At 62.6% G+C, this 23,356-nt stretch carries 20 protein-coding genes and 1 tRNA gene; 12 read left to right on the top strand and 9 right to left on the bottom strand.

Annotated features, from left to right (window positions below):
* Positions 1-8: 8 nt before the first annotated feature.
* Both OOZ51_RS18920 and sp36 read right to left on the bottom strand, forming a co-directional pair.
* Positions 9-545, bottom strand: a complete 537-nt coding sequence (locus OOZ51_RS18920; RefSeq protein ID WP_265981312.1) for a RidA family protein — start codon at positions 543-545, stop codon at positions 9-11.
* 2 nt (positions 546-547) lie between these two features.
* Complete coding sequence (gene sp36 / locus OOZ51_RS18915) at positions 548-703, bottom strand: Sp36 family protein (RefSeq protein WP_009359196.1); 156 nt, start codon at positions 701-703, stop codon at positions 548-550.
* Between the two features lie 37 nt (positions 704-740).
* Between sp36 and OOZ51_RS18910 the strand changes: the two genes are divergently transcribed.
* The 5 genes from OOZ51_RS18910 to OOZ51_RS18890 all read left to right on the top strand — a co-directional run bounded on the left by OOZ51_RS18910 (position 741) and on the right by OOZ51_RS18890 (position 8,095).
* Positions 741-3,014: a transglycosylase domain-containing protein gene (locus OOZ51_RS18910; protein WP_265981311.1), complete on the top strand. Its 2,274-nt coding sequence runs from the start codon at positions 741-743 to the stop codon at positions 3,012-3,014.
* Positions 3,007-3,969 (top strand): metallophosphoesterase, encoded by a 963-nt coding sequence (locus OOZ51_RS18905; RefSeq protein WP_265981310.1) that lies wholly within the window; start codon positions 3,007-3,009, stop codon positions 3,967-3,969. Before OOZ51_RS18910 ends, OOZ51_RS18905 begins: the two co-directional genes overlap by 8 nt.
* Positions 3,970-4,302: 333 nt before the next feature.
* Positions 4,303-6,132, top strand: a complete 1,830-nt coding sequence (locus OOZ51_RS18900) for an ABC transporter ATP-binding protein (RefSeq protein WP_265981309.1) — start codon at positions 4,303-4,305, stop codon at positions 6,130-6,132.
* Positions 6,129-7,946: an ABC transporter ATP-binding protein gene (locus OOZ51_RS18895; RefSeq protein ID WP_265981308.1), complete on the top strand. Its 1,818-nt coding sequence runs from the start codon at positions 6,129-6,131 to the stop codon at positions 7,944-7,946. Before OOZ51_RS18900 ends, OOZ51_RS18895 begins: the two co-directional genes overlap by 4 nt.
* 72 nt (positions 7,947-8,018) lie before the next feature.
* Positions 8,019-8,095 (top strand) — tRNA-Pro (locus OOZ51_RS18890).
* Positions 8,096-8,389: 294 nt separating this feature from the next.
* On the opposite strand, the gene OOZ51_RS18885 is transcribed toward OOZ51_RS18890, so the two are convergent.
* Entirely contained in the window at positions 8,390-8,650 is a 261-nt protein-coding gene (locus tag OOZ51_RS18885; RefSeq protein WP_265981307.1) for a hypothetical protein, read from the bottom strand.
* A 138-nt stretch (positions 8,651-8,788) separates the two neighbouring features.
* On the opposite strand from OOZ51_RS18885, the gene OOZ51_RS18880 reads away from it, so the two are divergent.
* Complete coding sequence (locus tag OOZ51_RS18880; protein ID WP_265981306.1) at positions 8,789-10,075, top strand: helix-turn-helix domain-containing protein; 1,287 nt, start codon at positions 8,789-8,791, stop codon at positions 10,073-10,075.
* 95 nt (positions 10,076-10,170) lie between these two features.
* On the opposite strand, the gene OOZ51_RS18875 is transcribed toward OOZ51_RS18880, so the two are convergent.
* Together OOZ51_RS18875 and purD are read right to left on the bottom strand one after the other, a co-directional pair.
* Positions 10,171-11,106, bottom strand: a complete 936-nt coding sequence (locus OOZ51_RS18875; RefSeq protein WP_265981305.1) for a phosphoribosylaminoimidazolesuccinocarboxamide synthase — start codon at positions 11,104-11,106, stop codon at positions 10,171-10,173.
* Between the two features lie 3 nt (positions 11,107-11,109).
* A complete protein-coding gene (purD, locus tag OOZ51_RS18870) occupies positions 11,110-12,420 on the bottom strand; it encodes a phosphoribosylamine--glycine ligase (RefSeq protein ID WP_265981330.1) in 1,311 nt (436 codons plus the stop codon).
* Positions 12,421-12,659: 239 nt separating this feature from the next.
* On the opposite strand from purD, the gene OOZ51_RS18865 reads away from it, so the two are divergent.
* The 5 genes from OOZ51_RS18865 (at position 12,660) to OOZ51_RS18845 (ending at position 17,012) form a co-directional block, all read left to right on the top strand.
* The gene (locus OOZ51_RS18865) at positions 12,660-14,237 is read left to right on the top strand and encodes a molybdopterin-dependent oxidoreductase (protein ID WP_265981304.1); all 1,578 of its coding nucleotides are present in this window, start codon (positions 12,660-12,662) and stop codon (positions 14,235-14,237) included.
* Between the two features lie 36 nt (positions 14,238-14,273).
* Positions 14,274-15,290: an asparaginase gene (locus OOZ51_RS18860; RefSeq protein WP_265981303.1), complete on the top strand. Its 1,017-nt coding sequence runs from the start codon at positions 14,274-14,276 to the stop codon at positions 15,288-15,290.
* A 15-nt stretch (positions 15,291-15,305) separates the two neighbouring features.
* A complete protein-coding gene (locus OOZ51_RS18855; RefSeq protein WP_265981302.1) occupies positions 15,306-15,692 on the top strand; it encodes a sterol carrier family protein in 387 nt (128 codons plus the stop codon).
* Between the two features lie 139 nt (positions 15,693-15,831).
* A complete protein-coding gene (locus OOZ51_RS18850; RefSeq protein WP_265981301.1) occupies positions 15,832-16,359 on the top strand; it encodes a DUF1214 domain-containing protein in 528 nt (175 codons plus the stop codon).
* Positions 16,359-17,012, top strand: a complete 654-nt coding sequence (locus tag OOZ51_RS18845) for a DUF1254 domain-containing protein (RefSeq protein ID WP_265981300.1) — start codon at positions 16,359-16,361, stop codon at positions 17,010-17,012. The genes OOZ51_RS18850 and OOZ51_RS18845 overlap by 1 nt, the downstream gene beginning before the upstream one ends.
* Positions 17,013-17,084: 72 nt before the next feature.
* Here the strand turns inward: OOZ51_RS18845 and OOZ51_RS18840 are convergent, their stop codons facing one another.
* Positions 17,085-18,575 carry a cation:dicarboxylate symporter family transporter gene (locus tag OOZ51_RS18840; RefSeq protein WP_265981299.1) on the bottom strand — a complete coding sequence of 497 codons (1,491 nt, stop codon included), beginning with the start codon at positions 18,573-18,575 and terminating at the stop codon, positions 17,085-17,087.
* 231 nt (positions 18,576-18,806) lie between these two features.
* Here OOZ51_RS18840 and OOZ51_RS18835 point away from each other — a divergent pair, with 231 nt between their 5' ends.
* Entirely contained in the window at positions 18,807-19,718 is a 912-nt protein-coding gene (locus OOZ51_RS18835) for a glutaminase (protein ID WP_265981298.1), read from the top strand.
* Positions 19,719-19,760: 42 nt separating this feature from the next.
* Here OOZ51_RS18835 and OOZ51_RS18830 read toward each other — a convergent pair whose 3' ends face one another.
* The 3 genes from OOZ51_RS18830 to OOZ51_RS18820 form a co-directional block, all read right to left on the bottom strand.
* Positions 19,761-20,525: an SDR family oxidoreductase gene (locus OOZ51_RS18830; protein ID WP_265981297.1), complete on the bottom strand. Its 765-nt coding sequence runs from the start codon at positions 20,523-20,525 to the stop codon at positions 19,761-19,763.
* 21 nt (positions 20,526-20,546) lie between these two features.
* The gene (locus OOZ51_RS18825) at positions 20,547-21,290 is read right to left on the bottom strand and encodes an aspartate/glutamate racemase family protein (protein ID WP_265981296.1); all 744 of its coding nucleotides are present in this window, start codon (positions 21,288-21,290) and stop codon (positions 20,547-20,549) included.
* A 90-nt stretch (positions 21,291-21,380) separates the two neighbouring features.
* On the bottom strand, positions 21,381-22,949 hold the full coding sequence (locus tag OOZ51_RS18820; protein WP_265981295.1) for an NCS1 family nucleobase:cation symporter-1: 1,569 nt from the start codon (positions 22,947-22,949) through the stop codon (positions 21,381-21,383).
* Positions 22,950-23,356: the final 407 nt, after the last annotated feature.

Below are 23,356 nucleotides of genomic sequence, written 5' to 3'. Positions count from 1 at the left end.
CCGGTTCCTTAGCTGAATTCAGCGATCAACTCGACCTCGACGGGAGAGTCGAGCGGAAGGACTGCAACACCGACGGCGGAACGCGCGTGCTGCCCTTTATCGCCGAAGACACGCCCGAGGAGTTCGGAGGCACCATTAATTACACCGGGCTGGCCGGTGAAGGAAGTATCGGAGGCCACGAAGCCGACCACCTTCACGATGCGCGTGATTCGGTCGAGATCTCCGATGACACTTTTGACGGCAGCCAAGGCATTGACTGCGCAGACGGCTGCGTACCTGTGAGCGTCTTCCGGAGACACTGTCGGCTCGTCCGAAAGGCCCTCTTCACCGCTGGAGACTTTGCCCGTAGCTTCAAGTTTGCCGTTAATAAAGGGCAGCTGTCCGGAGGTGTACACGTGGTTGCCGGAGACGATGGCCGGCACGTAGGCCGCGACCGGAGCGGCAACTGCCGGCAGGGTCAGACCGAGCTCGGCAAGGCGCTGCTCGACGGCGGATGCCGGAACTGTGGAATCCGCGCCAACGGTGGCTTCTGCGGGGGTTGTCATTGTTACTGCTTCTCCCTCTTCAAGTATGCAACAAGTCCGTTACCATCGGGCCCTGGAACAACCTGGACAAGCTCCCAGCCGTCCTCTCCCCACTGGTCCAGAATCTGCTTTGTGGCGTGAATGATGAGCGGAATCGTCGCGTACTCCCATTTGGTCATGAAAGAAAGACTAGCCCTTGCCGGTAAAGTGGAGAACATGGTGACTCGTAGGAACCCTCTATTCGACACTGCCACCACTCTTGGAAAGATCCTCGGATTCCTTGGTGTGAGCGCTATTTGTGGTGTCCTGGTGGCGGGCTTGCTCGTCCCCGCCGCCGCCGTTTCAGGCAGTGCGGCCAGTGGGTCCATTCAGTTCTTTGACACGCTGCCGGCGGAACTCCAGGTGAACCCGCCCAGCCAGGCGACCACCATCCTGGCTGCCGATGGCAGTCAGATCGCCTCCATCTACACGGAGAACCGCACGCGCGTCCCCCTTGACCAGATGAGTCAGAACATCAAGGACGCGATCGTTGCGGTCGAGGACAGCCGCTTCTACGAGCACGGCGGCATCGACGCCACAGGCATCATGCGCGCCATCGTCAGCACGGCACGCGGCCAGAAGCAGGGTGCTTCCACCATCACCCAGCAGTACGTGAACAACGTCATCAACGAGTCCCTCGTGTCCCAGGACAAAGGGGCCGACGTAAAGCTCAATGGCGTCAACAAGGGTGTGGGCGACAAGCTCCGTGAAATGAAGCTGGCCATCGCGCTGGAGAAGAAGTTCACCAAGCAGCAGATCCTTGAGGGTTACCTCAACATCGTCTTCTTCAACAAAGATGCCTACGGCATCGAAGCCGCTTCTAGGCTCTTCTTCAGCACCAGCGCCAAGGACCTCACCTTGCCGCAGGCCGCGTTGCTCGCGGGAGTTGTCAACAGCCCGTCCTACTATGACCCGATCACGAACCCGGACCACGCGAAGCAGCGTCGCGACCTTGTGCTCGGACTCATGTTGGACCAGGGAAAGATCAAAAAAGCGGACTACGACGCCGCCATCGCGACGCCGGTAACCACCAAGGTCACACAGCCTCGCCAGGGTTGTGCCTACGCCGCTACGGCCCCGTACTTCTGCGACTATGTGCTTCACTTGCTCCTCAACAACCCGGCCTACGGCGCCACGCCGGAAGAACGCAACAGCCGCGTCTCACGCGGTGGCCTGACCATCCAGACCACCCTCGATCCCAAGGCCCAAAACGTCGCCCAAGCCCAGGTTGACGCCACCACCGGCGCCAACCCGGACAAGTGGGGCGCCACCATCGTCTCGGTCCAGCCGGGCAGCGGCAAGATTGTCTCCATGGCTCAGAACACCGTGTGGCTGCCGGCTGCCGGAAAGTTCGATCAGACACAGAACTTCAACGTGGATGTGCTTGACGCCAAGGGCAACGACCTCAACGGTTTGGGCGGCTTCCAGCCCGGCTCCACCATGAAGCCCTTCACGTTCGCCGAATGGCTCGATGAGGGCAAGTCGATGAACACCACCATCGATGCCTCGGTTCGAAAATACCCGCAGAACTTCCCTTGGAAGAACACCTGCCCCGCCCCCACCGTGGGCTGGTATGACAGCAATGTCTCCGGTAGCTTCGACCTCCAGAACTCGGACACCGGCTACTACCGCCCCATGACGGTCCTATATGGCTTGATGAACTCCATCAATACAGCTACCTTCGCCTCGGCATCCAAGGTGGACCTTTGTGGAATCCAAAAGATCGTGGACGCCGTGGGGATCCATGGTGGAAATCCCGCTCGTGACGGTAGCGGCCAGATCACAAATCCTAATCCCAAAGTCCCCATGACTACGCTGGCCAACCTGATCGGTTCCACCCAAACTGCACCGCTCACCATGGCTAGTGCGATGGCAACGTTCTCCAACAACGGCAAGTACTGCGAGCCCATCGCTATTACGTCCGTGACGGACCAGACGGGTGCAAAGCTTCCTGCCCAGTCTCCGAACTGTCGCGAGGCCGTCAGCCCGGCGGTTGCTCACGGTGTTGCTTACGCCATGCAGGAAGTTCTTAACCAGGGTTCTGGTTCGCTGATCCAGCCCAGGATTTCCACCAAGACGAGTTTCCCCATCGCGGCCAAGACCGGAACGAATGACAACAACGGCTCCACCTGGGTTGTTGGTTACACTTCGGGCCTCGCAACGGCCAGCTGGTTCGGCGATCCCCTGGGCGGCCAAAACCGCTTCGGCCGCAACATCACCGTCAACGGCAAGTTCTATCCCAACGTCGACGGTTACATGATCGCCGGGCCTCAGTTCTCGAACTACATGTCCCAGATTGCCCCTGCTTATGGAACGAATCCGTTCCCGGCTCCGCCGTCCAACCTTTTGGACGCACCCTCGTTCCGTGCCCCGACTCCGAGCAACACCTCACCGAGCACCCAGCCGAGCACCCAGCCCACTAGCAATGACAATGGAAAAAAGAATGGCTAGCAGCTCCAAGCCCGCCATTGAATCGCTGGCAAGCCGCGTCCGAAGCATCGGACGCGGCTTTGCCGTCGCTGCTGGTGCAGGCGCAACCGCTGGCGTTGCCGGTCTTGCTTATGGCCTCTGGGAAAAGAACCAGTTTGTGCTCCGCGAAGAGACACTGCCCATCCTTCCCGAAGGATCAGCTCGCCTCCGGGTCCTGCATCTGAGTGACATCCATTTCGTTCCGAGCCAGCGAAAGAAGGCCGCGTGGCTGCGTTCGCTCGCCGCGCTCCAACCAGATCTCGTGGTTAACACCGGCGACAACCTCAGCCACCCCCATGCGGTCGTTCCGTTGTTGGATGCCCTGCAGCCGCTGTTGAAGTTCCCGGGCGTCTTTGTCCCCGGTTCAAACGACTACTACGCGCCTCGGTTCAAGAATCCGGCCACATATTTCCTTGGCCCATCGCGGCTTAAGAACAACCCCGTTGAGCTTGATTGGCCGCGGCTGCGTTCGGGTTTCGGGATGTCCGGCTGGATCGATCTCACCAACAGGCACCAGTCGCTGCCCATAAACGGTATCCGCTTCGATTTCTCCGGCGTCGATGATCCCCACCTCAATCGGGAGCGCTACGCTGGCTGGCCCCGCGGCACTGCGGGACAAGACTCCCGCCCGCACCTGCGGGTCGCGGTCATCCATGCCCCTTACCAGCGCGTCCTGGACCATTTCACGGACGACTCCGCAGACCTCATCCTCGCCGGGCACACCCACGGCGGCCAGATCTGCATCCCCGGCTACGGCGCCCTGCTGGCCAATTGCGACCTCCCCACGTGGCGCGCCAAGGGATTGCACGACTGGGAAAACAACGGACGTACGACGCCGGTCAACGTCTCGGGCGGTATCGGCACCTCACGCTTCGCGCCCGTGCGGATCGCGTGCAAGCCCGAAGCAGTCCTGCTGACGCTGACGGCCCGCCAGTAGCCACGGGCGCCGAACCCGCCGGTACCAACTCGGCGCGCGGTTAGCCCCATCCAACCCTGAGCATGTCCGTCGAACCACACCAAGGTTGGACATGTCCGCCGGGCCGGGCCAAGGATGGGCATATCACCACTATGTCCATCTTTGGCTGCCCAAGTTGAGCATGTCCCTCGGTGCAGGCCGACGAATCACGCCCCCAATAGCTCGTATCACACACCGCAATGCTGCTGTGAATCCCGTCACGCGATGGCATAGGGTAGTTGCTACAGGAAACTACATCCGAGTGTCGCGCCGGGTTGGCGCGGAACACCGGGACAAAGCTGTTGAGAAGCGGGCATGGCCAAACAGACTTCATTCTTCACCTCCGTCAAACGTCTCTATCCGCACGTAAAACCGATCCTCCCCCGGCTTTTCATGGGGCTGCTCAGCGCGTTGATGGCCAGCATTGTGGCGCTTACCATCCCACAGGTATTGCGGGTTTTGATCAACGGTTCCCTCCGCCCCGGCGGCTCCGGCAACGCCGTCTGGATTGCCGCCGTCGTGGTTCTTGCCCTCGGCATCGCAGAGGCCGGGCTCGTGGCGCTGCGGCGCCAGTTCGTCATCAATCCGGCAACCACCGTGGAAACCAGGATGCGGGTGTCCCTCTACGGTCATCTGCAGGACCTCACGGTTTCCTTCCATGACCGCTGGGGTTCCGGGCAGCTGCTGTCGCGCGCCATGACGGATTTGAACTTCCTGCGGCGTTGGATGGCGTTCGGGGCCATCATGCTGGTGGTCACCACCCTGACCGTGGTGATCGGCGTCGTCGTGATGTTCTCCATGAGCTGGCAGCTGGCTCTGATCTTCCTGGCCGCCGCGGTGCCCATCATGATCTTTTCCTTCCGCTTCCGTCGCCGCTTCAGCCTGGTGACCCGGCTCAGCCAGGACCAGGCCGGCGACCTCGCCACCACCGTGGAGGAATCCGTCCACGGGATCCGCGTGCTCAAGGCGTTCGGCCGGAGCCGCGAAGCATTGGAGAACTTCAATGAGCAGGCCGAGGAGCTGAGGCAGACCGAGATCACCAAGGCCAAGCACCAGGCGACCTTCACCCTGGTTGTCACGCTGCTGCCCGAACTGGCACTCGGAATCGGGCTCGTTGCGGGGATTCTGTTGGTGTCCACGGGCGAACTCAGCATTGGCTCCCTCGTTGCGTTCTTCGCCACGGCGGCCGTTGTGGCGTCGCCCGTGGAATTCTCGGGGATGCTCCTGGCCATGGCACTGACCGCCAAGACGGCATTGGACCGGCATTTCGAGGTCATGGACACGCCCAATATCATTACGGACCCAGCGAACCCCACCTCCCCGGCTGAACTGCGTGGGGCCTTGAGCTTCAACGGTGCCGCTTTCGGATTCGACGACGGCGCCCGGCTCCTGCACGACATCACCCTGGACATCAAGCCCGGCGAAACAATGGCGCTCGTAGGAATCACAGGGAGCGGAAAGAGTGCTTTGCTTCAGCTGGTCCCCCGGCTCTACGACGTCTCTGAAGGTTCCGTGAGGATCGACGGCGTGGATGTGCGCGACTTCAGCGTGGAGCAGCTTCGGACCGTTGTGGCGGTCGCCTTTGAGGACACTACGCTGTTCTCCAGCTCGGTCCGGGACAACGTGCTGCTTGGCGCGCCCGACGCCTCCGAGGAAGCGCTCGACGAAGCGCTCGACGTCGCGCAGGCGCACTTCGCGTATTCGCTGCCGGACGGCGTCGAGACCCTCATTGGAGAAGAAGGACTGAGCCTTTCCGGTGGTCAGCGGCAACGCATCGCCCTTGCCCGGGCCATCGCAGCCAAGCCCAAGGTCCTGGTGCTGGATGATCCATTGTCGGCCCTGGACGTGAACACGGAGGAACTCGTCGAGGCCAGGCTGCGCGAAGTCCTCCGGGACACCACCACGCTCATCGTCGCCCACCGGCCCTCGACCGTGGCCCTGGCAGATCGCGTGGCGCTGCTCGAAAACGGGAGCATCACCGCAGTCGGGACCCATACAGAGCTTTTGGCCGACAATGCGCACTACCGCTACGTGATCGCGAGCCTCGATGCGGGTCCGAAGGACCTCGACCGCGAACTGGACGAACTGGAACACGAACTCGATTCCGAACAGCACATGGACCAAGCCGGGGAAGGCCGCCGATGAGCACTTTCGGAACCGCCAATGAAGACAACGCCCACCTGAGCCGGAGCGAAAGCAAAGCAGTACGACGGCGGTCGGTCGCCTTGCTGGGCTCGCTCATCCGCCCGGTCCGGTTGAGGTTTTGGCTGACGCTGGGCATGGTGGTGCTCTCGCAGGCCACCCGCGTGGCGGGGCCGGCGATCATCGCTTTCGGCATCGACCATGCACTGCCCGCACTGCTCGTCGGCAACAACGTGCCACTTCTCCTGGCCGGAGTCCTGTACCTGACGGCGGCCATCGCAACCGCGCTGCTGACGGCCCTCTACGTCACGTCCACGGCGAAGCTAAGCCAGGCCATGCTCCTTGACCTGCGGCTGCGGGTGTTCCGGCATACGCAACGGCTCAGCTTGGAGTTCCACGAGAAGTACACCTCGGGCCGTATTATCGCCCGGCAGACGTCGGACCTTGAGGCACTGCGCGAATTGCTTGATTCGGGCGTCAGCTCGCTGGCTTCCGGGCTGCTGTTCATGCTCTTCACTGCATTCACGGTCTTCGCCCTCGACTGGCGCAGCGGGCTCATCATGCTCGCCACCGGCGTGCCCATGTTCTTCCTGGCCCGCTGGTACCAGAAGCATTCCCAGATCGCATTCCGCGAATCCAGGGTGGTCTCCGCCCGGCTGATCGTCCATTTCGTGGAGACCATGACCGGCATCCGGGCCATCAAGGCATTCCGCAAGGAGCCGGAAAACGCTGAACGCTATGCCGGGCTGTCCGAGGACTACCGCAAGGTGACGGTCCGCTCCATCAACCTCAACGGCATCTTCCAACCAGGCCTGGTCCTGATCGGCAATGTGTGCGTGGCGGTGGTCCTGCTGTTCGGCGGCTTCCGCGTGCTCTCCGGCGAGCTGGCGGTGGGCGTACTCCTGGCGTTGATCCTTTCCACCAAGCGCTTCTTCCAGCCGGTGGACCAGATGGCCATGTTCTACAACTCCTTCCAGAGCGCGCAGGCCGCCTTGGAGAAGGTGTCCGGCCTGCTCCAGGAGGTTCCCACCGTCCGGCCTCCCAAGACCCCGGTGCCCTTGCCACGGGCCCGTGGCGAAATCGACTTCCGCGGCGTGGAGTTTGGCTACGGCAACGGCAGTGTGGTGGTCCCCGAGTTGGACCTACACATCCCCGCGGGCCAGACCGTCGCGCTCGTGGGACAGACCGGAGCCGGCAAGTCCACCTTCGCCAAGCTGATCGCGCGCTTCTACGACGTCACCGAAGGTTCCTTGACCCTCGACGGAGTTGACCTGCGGGAGCTCTCGACGGCGGACCTGCGCCGCGCCGTCGTAATGGTCACCCAGGAGGCATTCCTCTTCAGCGGCTCCGTGGCGGACAACATCGCACTGGGGCGGCCGGAGGCCTCCCGCGCGGAGATCGAAGCCGCTGCGAAGGCCGTTGGTGCGCACGACTTCATCTCCGCGTTGCCCGACGGCTACGATACCGACGTCAACAAGCGCGGCGGACGCGTGTCTGCAGGGCAAAGGCAGCTGATCGGCTTCGCCCGGGCATTCATTGCCGCTCCGGCGGTACTCATCCTGGACGAGGCGACGTCCTCGTTGGACATTCCCTCCGAACGTTTGGTCCAGGCCGGGTTGTCCCGGCTCCTGTCGGGATCGGATTCCGAACGGACCGCTATCATCATCGCCCACCGGCTCTCTACCGTGGAGACCGCAGACCGGGTACTGGTGGTGCATGAGGGACGCATCGTGGAAGACGGCACACCGGCCGAACTCATCCGCGGCGGCGGGCGTTTCGCTCGCTTGCACGGCGCCTGGAAGGACTCGCTGGTCTGATTCCGGCGCCGTGTTCGATTTCGCATCCGGGCAGGCATCCGCTATTCTTGAACAGTTGCTTTCGCAGCGGATCGGGATGTAGCGCAGCTTGGTAGCGCGCTTCGTTCGGGACGAAGAGGTCGCAGGTTCAAATCCTGTCATCCCGACCAAAAGGTAGAAGGCCTTCCACTAGAAGGCCTTCTACCTTTATTTAACAAGGTTTAGACCGGACCAGGAAAACGCCAAAATATTCCGATGGCCGGTTTTCCTGGGCTTGCCCGAGGTTTAGAGACAAGTGTTGTTAACAACCGGAAGCAATGGCTCGCCAGTTACCATGGCGGCCTGCGGATCCTTGCGCAAAAGAAATCCCCGGCGTGTCGATTTTTCACACCCCGGGGATTCTTCATTTCATTTGAATTATCCAACGGTTGCCCGGTTCACCGGAAGCCGTCCTCGAGTTTCGCCTACATGGGGTCAGGCCAGATACCGGTCATCGGCCTCACCACCATGGGATCAGGCCAATTACCAATCGCCTGCGAGACCCGCATCGGGTCAGGCCAGATGCCGATAGACTGGGCGATCCGCATAGGGTCAGGCCAGATACCAATGCTGAGCACCGAGCTGACGGTGTCTGCCACAGGGGCTGCGGAAACCACGGCTGGCGCCGCGGCGGAGCATGCAAGAGCGCCAGCCAAGGCGACTGCTGCAGCAATCTTCTTCAACATAATTTTTCCTCAATGCGAGTCGGATTCGTTACGGAAATTACGCGGTCCCTGTTGACATTCATTGTAAAATGTTTTCCACAGCGACTGTCAAGGCTTACGCGTAGAGACAGTGCAAAGACAAGCCTCTAGGAGGAACCTGTGGGGAACGGATTCGGGGAAAAACTCCGTGCCGAACGGCTCGAACGTGGGCTGACCCAGGCTGAATTGGGCAGGGACCTTTACTCGCCCAGCTACATTTCACTTCTTGAAACTGGCCGCCGGGAACCGACAACCGAGGTCATTGAAGAACTCGCCCGGCGCCTCGAGCTGGCACCAAAAGCCCTGGAAGCCTGGAGTCAGCCCGTATCCGTCAGCGACGCCGAATACGTGCTGGCGGGGCTGTATGCCAGGCAAGCCTGGGACCTGAGGGACTACCCTCTTGCCGCTAGCCACGCATCAACCGCGGCACAGATCGCGCTCGAAGCAAAGAACACCAGCGCGTGGTGGAACATGACGTACATGCAGGCCGAGTGCCTCATGAAGCAGGGGCAACTGAAGGAATGCCAGCAGATCATCCAGCATCTTCTGGAACACCCCATGGCCACGGAATCCGCGGGCCTGGGAGTCCGTGCCCGGCAGATGCTTGCCGCGGTCTGCCACGGGCAAGGCCAGCTGACCACCGCCGTCGAACACGCGATGGAAGCCGTAAGGCTGTCCGAGCAGTTGCCCAAAGGCTCAACCCTTATCATCGGGGCGCATCGGGCGCTGATCGGGGCACTGGCTGAGAGCGGCAGATTGGACGAAGCCTGGACGTATTGCCAGGCCATGAACAGCCAGATGGACGACCGTTCGATGTCCCAGCTCGCGGGCGAGGTTGCCTGGGTGGTGGGAAACGTGGCCTTCATGCGGCACGACTACACCGAGGGCATCAAGCACCACGAGCGTGCCGCCAAGCTGTTGTCCCCCGCCAATGACATTGAGCTCTGGGCCCGCTTCAACAAGGCATCTGCGGCGGTCCGGCTCTCCTCGGGAATCGTGGAGCCGGAGACACTCTCGGCCATTGAACGGGCTGAACTCGCCCTGTCGATCGTGGGCGGAAACAAGACGGACCAGCTGGAGGTTGCCTTTATCCGCGCCCGCTGGCTCTACTTGACGGGCGACATCCCGGCCGCCGTCACCAAGCTGCGCGAAATCCACGCGGACCGCGACGTCCTTGCCCGGCACACCGCGGGCGAAGTCGCTTTCCTCCTCGGGAAAGCGCTCAAAGCGGCTGGTGAAAACGCGGATGCCTTGGTTCATCTCGAAGAAGCGCAACGCGATTTCACCGCTGCGGGAGCGGCCGACCGCGTCCAGCAGGCCATGGACTCCGTCCTGGAAATCCGGTTGGCGGAACGACGGGCGGCGTCAGGCCACGGTGAGAGCGCGAAGTCTTCTCGCGCAAGCTGAGAGCCCCTTACAACGGCGAGAGCCCCGGACCAGATGGTCCGGGGCTCTCCCGCTTTGCTGGCGCTTGCTGGTAGCCGCCGGCCAGGCGCTGAAGCCTAGGCGAAAGTGCGGCCGGTCAGCTTTTCGTAGGCTTCCACATAACGGGCACGCGTCTTCTCCACGACGTCGGCCGGAAGTGCCGGCGGCGGGGTATCACCCGAGCGGTCCCAGCCCGATTCCGCGGACGTCAGCCAGTCACGGACGAACTGCTTGTCGTACGAAGGCTGTGCCTTGCCCGGTTCGTAGGTGGAAGCGTCCCAGAACCGGGAGGAATCCGGCGTCAGGACCTCATCGCCCAAGGTGATGACACCGGTGGCGGTGTCGATGCCGAACTCCACCTTCGTGTCGGCCAGGATGATGCCGCGTCCACGGGCGATCTCTTCAGCGCGGGTGTAGATCTTCAACGTCAGCTCGCTCAAGCGGGCGGCGATGTCGTCGCCCACCATCGCAACGACGTCGTCGTAGGTGATGTTCTCGTCGTGCTCGCCGACCTCCGCCTTGGCGGAAGGCGTGAAGATGGCGTGCTCAAGCCGCGAGCCGTCAACCAGGCCCTCGGGCAGGGGGATGTCGCAGACAGTGCCCGATTGGCGGTACTCGGCCAGGCCGGAACCCGTGAGGTACCCGCGGGCGATGCATTCCACGGGGAACATCTCCAGCCGCTTGCAGATCATGGCGCGGCCCTCGACCTCCGCAGGCACTCCCCCGGCGGCCGTCGACGCGAGGACGTGGTGCTCCACGCCCAGCTGCTCGAACCACCACAGGCTCAGCTGCGTCAGGATCCGGCCCTTGTCCGGGATCTCGCTGCTCAAGACGTGGTCATAAGCGCTGATGCGGTCGCTGGCCACCACCAAGACGCGGTCCTGGCCGGCTTCGGCCGCCGTGGCGTCGTCCGCGGGGACGTAGAGATCGCGCACCTTGCCCGAGTAGACGTGCTTCCAGCCCGGGAGATCGGGGGTCTCGGTCTGCAGGCCTTTTGCGTTGTTTTCAGGCATGGTTCAGGCCTTCACGTTAGGGATGGAGCCGGTGGCCGGGGAGACTACGTGGATTGCGCCACGGGCTGCCTTGCCGGCAATATCGGTACGGAACTGCCCGCCGTCGAGCTGGACCAGCTCCACGCCGTCGTAAGCCCGCTCGCGGGCCTCCACGAGGTCCGTCCCAAGCGCCACAACGGCCAGCACCCGGCCGCCGGCCGAAACTACCCTGCCTTCGTCGTCCAGTTTGGTGCCGGCATGGATGACATGGACGCCTTCAAGCGCATCCACCTTGTTCAGGCCGCGGATGCGGTCCCCCGTTCGGGGCGTGTCCGGGTAGTTTTCGGCGGCGACGACGACGGCGACGGCAGACTCCTTGGACCAGCGCAGCTCCTCGGCCTGGTCCAGTTCGCCCTTGGCAGCTGCCAGCAAGAGGCCGCCGAGTGGGGTCTTGAGGCGAGCGAGGACAGCCTGCGTCTCGGGATCGCCGAAGCGGACGTTGAACTCGATGACGCGGGTGCCGCGGGAGGTCAAGGCCAGACCGCAGTACAGGACGCCAACGAACGGTGTGCCGCGGCTTGCCATCTCGTCCACGGTGGGCTGGGCCACGCGGTCGATGACTTCCTGCACCAGGCCAACAGGTGCCCAGTCGAGCGGGGTGTAAGCGCCCATGCCGCCCGTGTTGGGGCCTTCGTCATTGTCGAAAATTCGCTTGAAGTCCTGCGCCGGAGACAGCGGCACAGTGGTGCGTCCGTCGCACAGCACGAACAGGGAAACCTCGGGTCCGTCCAGGAACTCCTCGATCACCACGGTTCCACCAGCGTCGAAACAAGTCTGCGCGTGGGCGAGCGCTTCCTCACGGTCATTCGTCACAACCACGCCCTTGCCGGCGGCCAGTCCATCATCCTTGACGACATGCGGAGCGCCGAAAGTGTCCAAGGCGTCAGCGGCCTCTGCCGCGTTTGTTGCCACGCGGGCCATGGCGGTGGGCACGCCCGCCTCGGCCATGACCTCCTTGGCGAACGCTTTGGAAGCTTCGAGCTGCGCCGCGGCCTTGCTGGGGCCAAAGACCGGAATGCCGGTGTCGCGGACGGCGTCGGAAACGCCTGCCGCGAGCGGAGCTTCAGGGCCGACCACAACCAGGTCAACCGCCAGCTTCGTCGCGAGCGCTGCGACGGCGCCGGGGTTGTTCCCGTCGATCGCGTAGGTGGGGACCAGCTTGGCGATGCCCGCGTTTCCCGGAGCCGCGTGGACCTCGGAAACGTTGGGATCTTTGAGCAAGGAGCGGACAATTGCGTGTTCGCGGCCGCCGGGGCCAATGACGAGTACCTTCACAGTCTTCAAGGGTACTTTGTGCGGGGGCAGGACTCCTAAGCTGTCTCCACCATTGGACATGCCCACCCGGACCGCGGGCAGCAAGAGTGAGCATGCCCACCCTTCGTTACGAGCAATGGACATAACACTGATATGCCCACTCCTGAGCACCAACGCCGAGCATGTCCGACCCGGACCGCGGCGGCCAAGAAGGCAGATGTCCAACCCATCTCGGGGGCCTCCGGCTACGAACAACCTGCATGAAGAAGCTCAGGAACTGGCTCAGTGGACCCACCGCATTGGCTGCACTGGCCGGGGTGGCCGCTGCCGCCGTCGTACTTTCCGTTGCGGAACTGATCGGCGCCTTCTTTACGGCCCGGGCTACTCCTGTGATTGCGCTCGGGTCCACGTTTATCGACTTCACCCCGCCGTGGATGAAGGACTTCGCCGTGACCACGTTCGGCACCAATGACAAGACCGCCTTGTTTGTCGGCATGGGCCTGACCATCTTCGTGCTGGCCTGCGTGCTGGGTGTCGTGGCCTTCCGCAATTGGGCGCTGGGTGTGTTGGGGGTTCTCGGCATGGGTGCGGTGATTGTGGCTGCCGTGGTGACCCGGGCCAGCGTGAAGCCCGTGGATTCCATACCGAGCCTGATCGGTACTGTGGCTGGGCTTATTGTCCTCCGTCTCTTGGTGGCCCGGCTTTGGCGGCTGAAGTCCTTCCCCGACGCACCCGCCGACACCGCAGCAAAAGGCATCGAGCGTCCCGCCACCACGCGCCGAACCTTCTTCGCCGCTACCGGAATCACCGTTGCCGCAGCGGCCATCGCTGCCGGGGGCGGGCGCTTCCTGAGCTCCGCACGCAGCAATGTGGCCAGGGCACGGGATTCGTTGAAGCTCCCCGCTCCGGCCCGGGCGGCTGCTCCGGTTCCAGCCGGTGTCCAGTCCCCGACACCGGGAGTCACCCCTTGGCTCACCCCAGCCAAGGACTTCTACAGAATCGACACCGCACTCAGCGTGCCTGAGATCAACGCCCAGGACTGGGAGCTGCGGATCCACGGGATGGTGGAACAAGAGGTCCGGCTGAACTTTCAGGATCTGCTCGACGCCCAACTGATCGAAACCCATGTGTCGCTCACCTGTGTGTCCAACCCCGTGGGCGGAAACCTGGCCGGCAACGCCAAATGGCTTGGACTGCCCATCCGCGACGTGCTCAAGCGAGCCCGCCCCAAGGCCGGAGCGGACATGGTTCTCTCCACCTCAATAGACGGCTTCAGCGCCTCCACACCGCTCGAAGTACTCCAGGACGGCAGGGATGCGATCCTTGCGATCGGCATGAACGACGAACCCCTGCCGCTGGAACACGGCTACCCCGTGCGCATGGTGGTTCCCGGGCTCTACGGGTTCGTTTCGGCAACAAAGTGGGTGGTGGATCTGGAGGTCACCCGATTCGCCGACAACAAAGCCTATTGGACCAATCGCGGCTGGTCCGAGCGGGGTCCCATCAAGACCATGGCCCGGCTGGAAGTGCCCAAATCCTTCGCCAAAGTGCCGGCCGGCAGGGTCGCCCTGGGTGGCACGGCTTGGGCCCAGACCCGCGGCATCAAGAAGGTTGAAGTGCAGATCGACAACGGCGCGTGGGCCGAAGCCACCCTTGCCGCGGAAGCATCCGTGGTCACGTGGCGGCAGTGGTCCTTCAATTGGGACGCCACGCCAGGACCCCACTACATCAAGGTCCGCGCCACAGACGGAACAGGGGAATTGCAGACTGAAAAGCGAACGGATCCTGTGCCGGACGGCGCCTCGGGATGGCAGTCCGTCATGGTGACCGTGGAGTAGCCCGGGAAGACGGTTGCCGCACCCTAGACTTGCATCATGCCCTTGAGTTCGCATGAAACCTTCAGCGTTGATTCCGCCGTCGAGCTGGCAGTGATTGAACGCAGCGGGTTCATCGAATCGCGCCACATCGGTTCCGCCGTCGTCCTTTCCGGTGACGGCTCGGTGGTGACCCAACTCGGCGACATCACCACCCCCATCTATGCCCGCTCCGCGCTCAAGCCCTTCCAGGCGCTCGCGTCGATGCAGTCGGGCGTGCCCTTGCGGGGCGCCCAAGTTGCCTTGGCCTGCGCCAGCCATGTGGGCTCCCTGGATCACATGGACGTGGTGGAAGGAATGCTCAAAGCCGCCGGCGTCCGGGAAGAGCAACTGCAGTGCCCCTCGGCGTGGCCGCAGGACGAAGTTGCCCGCAACTGGTTGATCCGTTCCGAGCACGGCAAGTCCAAATTGGCCTTCACCTGTTCAGGAAAGCACGCAGCGTTCCTCTGGGCGTGCACCGAGAACGGGTGGGACACGCACAGTTACCTGGAGCCCAACCATCCCTTGCAACAGCGCGTACGGACCGTCATCGAGGAATATAGCGGTGAGAAAATCGCCCACCTCGGCATTGACGGCTGTGGAGCACCCGTGGCCGCGCTTTCCCTGACCGGGCTGGCGCGGGCCTACTCACGCTTGGCGCAGGCCCCGCGGGACCAGAGCTCCAATGCCCGCGCGGCAACCATTGCAACGTCAATGTTGGACTACCCGTGGGCAGTGCAGGGCCGCGGCGAGGCGAACACCATCGTCATGGACGAACTCGAAGTGCTTGCCAAGGGCGGAGCGGAAGGTGTCCTGGTCTTGGCAACGCCCACTGGCGCTTCCGTTGCAGTGAAGATCCTGGATGGGAATCCCCGCGCAGCTACCCTGGTTGGCTTGACGCTTCTCGCCGTTGCTGGCGCTGTGGATATTCCCGGGGTCTCCAGCGTGCTCGAAAAGGTCGTGGAGCCGGTCCTCGGCGGTGGCCACTCCGTCGGCAGGATCCGCCTCGGACACGCCGTTTCTGCGCTGCTGGACTGATTGGGGCTCCGAAAGATGGCAATTGCACGACGCCGGATCGACCTTGAGCAGGGCCGCGCGGCACTGGCCGCATGGCAGACCGCCGTCGGGCAAGAAACAGAGACGGGGACACCGCCGTCGCGCACTGTCTTGGCAACCGCGGTGCGTTACTCGCTCGAGGAGCTCACCGCCCGCGCGCCCGGCAACTCGGTTGAAGTCCGGGTGCCGCCGTTCGGCGTCACCCAGTGTGTGGAAGGTCCCCGGCACACGCGCGGCACTCCCCCGAATGTCATCGAGTGCGACGCCGCCACCTGGCTGGCGATGGTGACCGGCCGCTTGGCGTGGTCCGCCGCGGTCGACGCCGGACGGGTAGCCGCATCGGGTCTGCGCGCGGATTTGTCGGAGCTACTGCCGCTGTTCTGAGGCGACCAGCGCCGCGGCCGCGCCAACAGCCCTCAGGTATTTAGCGCAGTGGTAGTTTGCGGTTATGGTAAATGCCCTCGCGTGGTTCTCCCAGTCCGGTGTGGTGCAAGGACTAATTCTCGGTGCCGTGCTGGCGTTCTTGACGGCGATCCTCTTGATGAATGCCGTGGCCCGGACGATCACAACAACTGTCAACGGCTGGAGTGCCATCCGCAAATGCGGCCAGCCCGGCAACGGAGTCCTCGTTCGGGCCGCCTGCGCCAAAGCCCTGCCGGTCGTCAATGTGTTTGAAGAGGCCGCGTACTGGACCACCACTGTGGATGGCTCAGGGCAAACGCTGAGCGGCGGGCATGGATACGTCCTGCATTTTCCTGCCGGGAAACTCCCGCCGAATGACGCCTTCTGGTCGCTCATTCCGACCGATATCGTCGGATACATGGTGAACAATCCAACTAATCGCTACAGCGTTGGTGACCGGTCACCTCTCGCGCAGAACGCCGACGGTTCAGTCGATATCTATCTCCAGCATCAGGCTCCGGGCAGGCACGAGCAGAACTGGCTGCCAACTCCGTCCGGGAAGTTCAAGCTGACGTTCCGCGTGTATCTGCCTGGCGCGGCAATTCTCGACGGCACGTACCAATTGCCCTCCATTGTAAAGGCGCCGTGATGAACCGCCTCATCTTGAAGTATGGACGCCCCCTTACAGCCGTCATACTGGCAGTCTTCGCTTGGGTCATCTACCGGCGGATCGCCAGCGGGGACGGGATCACTCCACTCGCCATAGCGGCAGTCATTGTATGGGTGATCGGCGCGCCGGCCTTCATCTACCTCTGGCCGCGTCTCACGGTCAATGGATACAAGAGGGCGATTGTCAAGCATGGGTTCGGTGACGGCCCGATCCCCGTCAACACGCTGTATGCCGTGCCGGGCACCTCTTCCCCGTCGGCGTCGCGCGGGAGCCTTATGGCAACCGGAGCGGACGATCTCCTCTACGTCGGCGGCTGGCTCGATTTGAGCAAGGGGCCGCAAGTCCTGCACGTACCGGACTTGGCTGGCCGCTACTTCAGCGTGCAGTTCACCGACCCGTCGACGAGCACCAATTTTGCCTACGTCGGCAAACGTACGACAGGAACCAAGGCTGGCGATTATGTTCTCAGCGGGCCCGGCTGGAAGGGAACCGTACCGAACGGCATGACGCAGATTTCTTCGCCAACCGATTCCGCGCTCGTCATTGGCCGTGTCTTCGTCGAGAGCGACAGCGATCTGCCGATCGCTTACGGGCTTGCGAAGCAAATACAGCTCGCGCCACTGAAACAGTAGCGATCCCCGGTATGCAGTTGAGCGCCCCGCGACGGTGTCGTGGGGCGCTCAACTGGAATGGGCGCGGTGTCTCTAGTCGGGACTGACCGAGGGACTCCGGTGTTGGCCCGGCTTGATCATCTCGAACTGCGGGATCTCATCCGCGCTCGGGCCGCCGCGGAACTTCGGAGAGGGCTCCCGCCCTTCGCTGATGCGTTCGATTTCCTGTTCCTCAAAGACGTCCTCGGCTCCGAGCATAATGGCGGAATCCTCGTTGGTGATTTCACCGCGGAAGGCACGGAGCATAACAGAACGGTCGAACTGACCTTCCCATTTCGCGACGACGAACGTGGCTACGCAGTTGCCTAGAAGGTTGACGACGACGCGCATGGAGTCCATGAGGCGGTCGGCGCCGAGGAGCAGGGCGACGCCTGCAACCGGGAAGATGCCGAGCGCGGCCGCCGTGGCGGACAGTGCCAGGAACGACGAGCCCGGTACGCCGGCCATGCCCTTGGACGTCAGGAGTAGGACACCCAGGGCTGCCAACTGCTGCCCGAGGTCGAGGTGATGACCGAAGGCCTGGGCCAGGAACAGCAACGAGATCGAAAGGTAGATCGCGGCGCCGTCGAGGTTGAATGAGTAGCCCGTGGGGACAACCAGGCCTGTGGTGGCACGGGAGCAGCCGGCATTGGTCAGCTTGGTCATGATGCGCGGCATGACGGCTTCGGTGGATGCCGTGCCAAGTGCCAGGAGGAATTCCTCACGGGTGTACTTCAGGAACTGCCACAGGGGCACGCGGGCGAAGGTCCAGGCGACGAGGAACAGCAGGCCGATGAAGACGATGGCCGCCCCGTAACAGGAGGCGATCAGGAGCGCATACGTCCCCAGGGTGTCCAGTCCGTACTGGCCGATGATGAATGCCATGGCACCAAATGCACCAATGGGCGCCACTTTCATGATCCAAGACATGATCTTGAAGATCAGTTCCAGGACGGTTTCCATGAGGCTGATGACCGGGAGGCAGCGCTCACGCCCGATGACGACGATCGCCGCGCCAAAGAAGACCGAGAAGAAGAGCACCTGGAGCAGGCTGTTGCTGGCGAAAGCGCCGATCACAGACGTGGGAATGATGTCCAGGAGGAAGGAAGCCGCGTCCTTGGGCGGGGCGGTCCCGGTCTTTGCGTTCAGCGCATCTTGGGAGAGTGTGCTGGGATCGATGTGCAGTCCAGCACCCGGCTGGACAAGGTTTCCGACGATCAGGCCGAAAACCAGTGCGAAAAGCGTGGCGCCGGTGAAGTACAAGAGGGCCTTGACCCCGACCCTTCCGACCGCCTTGACGTCGCCCACTGCCGAGATTCCCGTGACGATCACGAGGAAGATCAGTGGAGCGATGATCATCTTGATGAGTTGAATGAAACCATCGCCCAGTGGCCGGAGGGTGGACCCGATGTTCGGCCAGAAATGGCCTATGAGTACACCTGCGACGACGGCGATCAGAATTTGGAAGAAGAGCGACTTGTACAGTGGCTTCTTCTTCCGCGGGGCCGAACTCGCCTTCAGCGCCGCAGAGTCTGGGATCTTCATTGATCTGAACCAATCAGTTTGGGAACAGCCCCTGATTTCGGGGATGAATTCAATGTAATCCCGCTCACACGATTCCACAAGGGGAAATTCAAATTTCACAATGTGGAATCATTCGACTCAGCTGTTCCTGTCTGCGAAGACCCCGCACCGACGCAGTGGACCCCACACCGGCAGAGTGCGGGTAATGTAGCTCAGGCTGTGGACCCACTCCGAAGGACGGCGCTAAGAAACATGGATCTCCAGAATCTCCTTGACGACATTGTCGGCACGGTTCAGCCCCTGCTCGGCCAAGGAGCGCCCGCAGACTACATCCCAAGCCTGGCCGCGGTGGATACCAAGCAATTCGGCATTTCCGTGGCAACCTCCAGCGGTGACGTATTCTCCTCCGGCGACGCTGACGTGCCCTTCTCGATCCAAAGCATTTCGAAGGTGTATGCCCTCGCCCTGGTGCTGGACGGGGACGGCGACCGCATCTGGAAGCGCGTGTTCCGGGAGCCGTCCGGCAATCCGTTCAATTCCCTGGTGCAGCTGGAACACGAAGACGGAATTCCGCGGAACCCGTTCATCAATGCCGGCGCCTTGGTTGTCACCGACAGGCTGCTCAGCATCGCGGGCAACTCGCCATCTCCCGTCCGGGAATTGCTCCGGCAAGAAAGCGGCAACGGCTCTATCGATGCCGACCCCGTGGTGGCCGCTTCAGAGGCGGCGAACAGTCACCGCAATGCCTCGCTGGCACACTTCCTGGCCAGCTACGGAAACCTCGAAAACCCCGTGGACTCAGTCCTCGAGGCCTACATCAACCAGTGCGCCCTGGAAATGAGCTGCACCGATTTGGCCCTTGCGAGCAGGTTCCTGGCCAATAACGGGCTGCGCGGGAACGGCACACCGCTGCTGTCCCCGTCCCAGACCAAGAGGATCAACGCGGTGATGCTCACATGCGGCACATACGACGCCGCCGGCGAATTCGCCTACCGCGTGGGACTCCCCGGCAAGAGCGGGGTGGGTGGCGGCATCGTGGCTGTTGTGCCCAACAAATGCACCATCTGCGTCTGGAGCCCTGGCCTGGGACGATCCGGGAATTCGCTGGCGGGCGTTGCCGCCCTGGATGAGTTCACCACCCGCACGGGCTGGTCGATCTTCTAGCCGGTGCTGGGCTTCCAGCCGCGTCGAGCTAGCCGCAGCCAGCTAGCCGCGGCCCACGAACGGCATCCCCGCAGCGGTCACCACCACTGAACCAACATTGGCCGACGCCGGCATATTGGCCATCATGAGCACCGCGCGTGCGGCATCCTCCACGGGGAACATTGGCTCCACGCGCTTGCTCCCATCGGCCTGGAGCGCGCCCGAGCCCACGCCGATGGTGTCCATGATCTCGGTACGGGTGTTGCCGATATCAATTTGTCCGCAACTGATGCCATAGGGACGCCCGTCCAGCTCTATGCTCTTGGTCAGGCCGCTCATGGCGTGTTTGCTCACCGTGTACGCAACGGACAGTGGCCGCGGCGAATGGGCGGAGATTGAGCCGTTGTTGATGATGCGCCCGCCTTGTGGTTCCTGCGACTTCATGGTCCGCGCAGCCTCTGCCGCGCACAGCATGGAGCCTGTGACATTCACGGCCAGGGTGGCATTCCAATCGGCCACGCCGATCTCGTCCACACTGCCGGAAGGACCGAAGATGCCCGCATTGTTGAACAGGATGTCGACCCTCCCCCAGCGCTGTCGGGCCGCGACGAAAAGGCGCGCGACGTCGTCGGGCACTGTCACGTCGCACGGCACCGCAAGCGCCTCAGGGTGGCCCTCTGCGGTCTCGAGAAGCTGTGCTTCCCGGCGTCCGGCGAGTGCAACGCGGTAGCCTTCGGCCAACAGAAGCCTGGCAACTGCCCGCCCGATCCCGGAGCCCGCCCCAGTGACGACGGCGACCCGGGGCTGGGTGGGGATGGTTTCACTCACGCGGTTCTCCTGGTTGTTGAACTAGTGCGCGGCGGGAGCATCCGCCGCAGTCAGTGGCCAGCCTACGACGGTCTTGGGACGCGGCGTGGCGTAGGTCCGGACCTTGGACGTGGACAGGCCCAGGCGGACGAGCGATTCGGCGATGGTCACCGCGGCGGCCACCCCATCAACTACCGGCACGCCGCAACGTTGGCGGATCTGCTCGTCGAGGCCAGCCATGCCGCCGCAGCCGAGGACGATTACTTCTGCCTTGTCGTCACGCACGGCCCGTTCAGCCTGTTCCACAATGGCCTCCACAGCGCGGTCCGGGTACTCCTCCAGTTCCAGCACGGCCATCCCGCTCGCACGGACCGAGGCGCAGCGGGCGTCCAGGCCGGCAAGCTTCAAGCGGTCCTCGATGAGCGGAACGGCACGATCCAAGGTAGTGACCACCGAGTATTTGTGGCCGAGGAACATCGCAGTGCTGGCAGCGGCCTCGGTGATGTCGACCACGGGGACGTCGAGGAGCTCCTGTAGTCCCTCACGGCCGTGCTCGCCGTAACCCGCCTGGATGACGGCGTCGAACGATTCTGGGTAATTGACCACGCGGTCCATTACAGCGATGGCGGCAAGGTAGCTTTCAAAGTTCCCTTCGCAGGAATCGGCGCCGAACCGTGGGGTGATGCCGATGATTTCAGTGCCCGGAGCTGCGACGCTTCGTGCCTGGGCCGCGATGGAGTCCGTCATGGATTGGGTGGTGTTGACGTTTGCGACGAGGATTCGCATGGGTTCCTCCTGGAGGGGTTAGCCCAACTGACTCGCAGTCGTTGTCGTTTTGACGAGCCAAAACGACGCTAACTGCGAGTCAGTTGAATATTAGTGGTTGCTGACGACGGCGATCGGCTCGCCGGAGATGTCGCTGTGCTGCTGCTTTTTGTCCGCAAGCAAGTAGTAGAACAACGCCCCGATGCCGGCGCCGAAGAACCAGGCGAACGGTGCTGCGGCCTCCAGTGCGGGAACGAACGCAATGAGGATCGCGACGACGGCGGCCGGAACCATGGCGGCGATCGCCCGGGGGTTGACGCCACGCTTGTAGAAGTAGGTGCCGGAAGGGTGGTCCGTGTAAAGGTCGAGGACGTTGACCTTGCCGCGGCGCAGGAGCCAGTAGTCGGCCATCACGACGCCGAACAGCGGTCCGAGCAGGGCGCCGAGTCCGCCCAGGAAGTACTCGATCACCAAAGGGTTGTTGTAGAGGTTCCACGGCAAGATGATCAGGCCGATGGTACCGCTGACCCATGCTGCCTTTCGGAAGTTCAGGTGCTTGGGGAATAGGTTGGTGAGGGCGTAGACGGGTGCCACGAAGTTCGCCATGAGGTTCACCGCGATGGTCAGGATCAGCAAGGCAAGGCAGGCCAGGACGAGGAAGAGCGTATTGGGGATGCTCTGCACGATGTCCGATGGGCTTTCAATGATCTTGCCGTTGATCTTGTACTGGCCGCCGGCCATGATGACCACGATCGCGCCGAACAGGAGCATATTGATGGGGATGCCCCAGAAGTTGCCACGGACAATCGACTTCTTGGACACCGAGGAACGGGTGAAATCGCAGAAGTTCAGGACGAAGGTGCCGTAGATGGAGACCCAGAGGGCTCCGCCGGCAAAGATCGTGCGCCACATCTCGCCGCCTTCGAGTCCCTTGATGCCGGACCACTGGATGGCACCTCCGGCCTCGACGAAGACCCAGATGGCAATGGCCAGCATGGTGGCGAGAATGATGGGGCCAGCGAAGGCCTCGTACTTGCGGATCATTTCCATGCCGAAACTGACAATGACCAATTGGACAATCCAGAGCGACACGAAGGCGATCCAGCCGAGCGTGGACAGGCCCAGGATGGAATTGGCATCCAGGTCCTTGAGCCCGGGGAACATGGCGACAAGCATGACGCGGAGCACCACAGAGGCGAGGTAGGTCTGAATTCCAAACCAGGCGATGGCCACGGCCCCGCGGACCAGGCTGGCCAGCTGGGCGCCCCGGATACCGAAGCTGATCCGGCTCATCACCGGGAAGGGAACGCCCGTTTTCTGGCCCATGAAGCCGGAGAAGGTCAGGAGCGTGAACAGCAAAACCGCGCCGATGCCAAGGGCCACGAGGATTTGCCACCCGCCCAGGCCAAGCGAGAAGAGGCCAATGGCGAACGCATAGTTGCCAAGGCTGTGGACGTCGTTGGCCCAGAGGGTGAAGATGCTGTAGCTGGTCCAGCGCCTGCCCTCTCTCTTGGTGGGGGCAAGGTCCAGGTTGTAGAGGCTGGGGCTGATGGTCCGGCCTGCTGCGACGGACGCTACATCGCAGAGCGTTTCATTTCCTACTGACGGATGTACCGAACTGCCAGGCAGTATGGTCTGCTCCGAAGCCGTTGTCACGCCGACTGGGGGAGTCGATTGCATCGTGGTTCTCCACTTCTTTGTGGTGCTGCAACTAGGCTTCCGAGACGCTGTGAGAGGAGATGAGATTTTTTCGCATCGTGGAATCTAGTTATTGAATAGTGAAATAACTGTATGAGCCAGGTCACCTTTGGTCAAGGGTTACGCTCCCGACGGCGGTCACAATCGGCCATCTGGCGCCGTGCAGCCTCGCAGGGACTAGCCTCCGCGGCGCTAGATTGACGCCCGGCGACCGCATGGCTAATCTCGAAATACAGAATTTTATTCTCACAATACGAAATTTCTATGCACGTTTCAGCGCGCACTACAGTGCAAGCGCCCAGACATTCAATGAAGAGAGGTTGGACGTGGCTGCAGGAGAAGAGACCTCACACATCCTTAGCGGGTTGACTTCCCAGCTGCCTGATCGT

The sequence above is a fragment of the Arthrobacter rhizophilus genome, from assembly GCF_026241105.1.
Taxonomy (GTDB): domain Bacteria; phylum Actinomycetota; class Actinomycetes; order Actinomycetales; family Micrococcaceae; genus Arthrobacter.
This window is presented reverse-complemented; position numbering and strand designations above follow the sequence as displayed.

Bases quoted from the DNA above. Each gene is read 5' to 3' on its own strand.
- OOZ51_RS18920 (WP_265981312.1), bottom strand. From the start codon at position 545: ATGACAACCCCCGCAGAAGCCACCGTTGGCGCGGATTCCACAGTTCCG.
- sp36 (WP_009359196.1), bottom strand. From the start codon at position 703: ATGACCAAATGGGAGTACGCGACGATTCCGCTCATCATTCACGCCACA.
- OOZ51_RS18910 (WP_265981311.1), top strand. From the start codon at position 741: ATGGTGACTCGTAGGAACCCTCTATTCGACACTGCCACCACTCTTGGA.
- OOZ51_RS18905 (WP_265981310.1), top strand. From the start codon at position 3,007: ATGGCTAGCAGCTCCAAGCCCGCCATTGAATCGCTGGCAAGCCGCGTC.
- OOZ51_RS18900 (WP_265981309.1), top strand. From the start codon at position 4,303: ATGGCCAAACAGACTTCATTCTTCACCTCCGTCAAACGTCTCTATCCG.
- OOZ51_RS18895 (WP_265981308.1), top strand. From the start codon at position 6,129: ATGAGCACTTTCGGAACCGCCAATGAAGACAACGCCCACCTGAGCCGG.
- OOZ51_RS18885 (WP_265981307.1), bottom strand. From the start codon at position 8,650: ATGTTGAAGAAGATTGCTGCAGCAGTCGCCTTGGCTGGCGCTCTTGCA.
- OOZ51_RS18875 (WP_265981305.1), bottom strand. From the start codon at position 11,106: ATGCCTGAAAACAACGCAAAAGGCCTGCAGACCGAGACCCCCGATCTC.
- OOZ51_RS18865 (WP_265981304.1), top strand. From the start codon at position 12,660: ATGAAGAAGCTCAGGAACTGGCTCAGTGGACCCACCGCATTGGCTGCA.
- OOZ51_RS18860 (WP_265981303.1), top strand. From the start codon at position 14,274: ATGCCCTTGAGTTCGCATGAAACCTTCAGCGTTGATTCCGCCGTCGAG.
- OOZ51_RS18855 (WP_265981302.1), top strand. From the start codon at position 15,306: ATGGCAATTGCACGACGCCGGATCGACCTTGAGCAGGGCCGCGCGGCA.
- OOZ51_RS18845 (WP_265981300.1), top strand. From the start codon at position 16,359: ATGAACCGCCTCATCTTGAAGTATGGACGCCCCCTTACAGCCGTCATA.
- OOZ51_RS18840 (WP_265981299.1), bottom strand. From the start codon at position 18,575: ATGAAGATCCCAGACTCTGCGGCGCTGAAGGCGAGTTCGGCCCCGCGG.
- OOZ51_RS18835 (WP_265981298.1), top strand. From the start codon at position 18,807: ATGGATCTCCAGAATCTCCTTGACGACATTGTCGGCACGGTTCAGCCC.
- OOZ51_RS18825 (WP_265981296.1), bottom strand. From the start codon at position 21,290: ATGCGAATCCTCGTCGCAAACGTCAACACCACCCAATCCATGACGGAC.
- OOZ51_RS18820 (WP_265981295.1), bottom strand. From the start codon at position 22,949: ATGCAATCGACTCCCCCAGTCGGCGTGACAACGGCTTCGGAGCAGACC.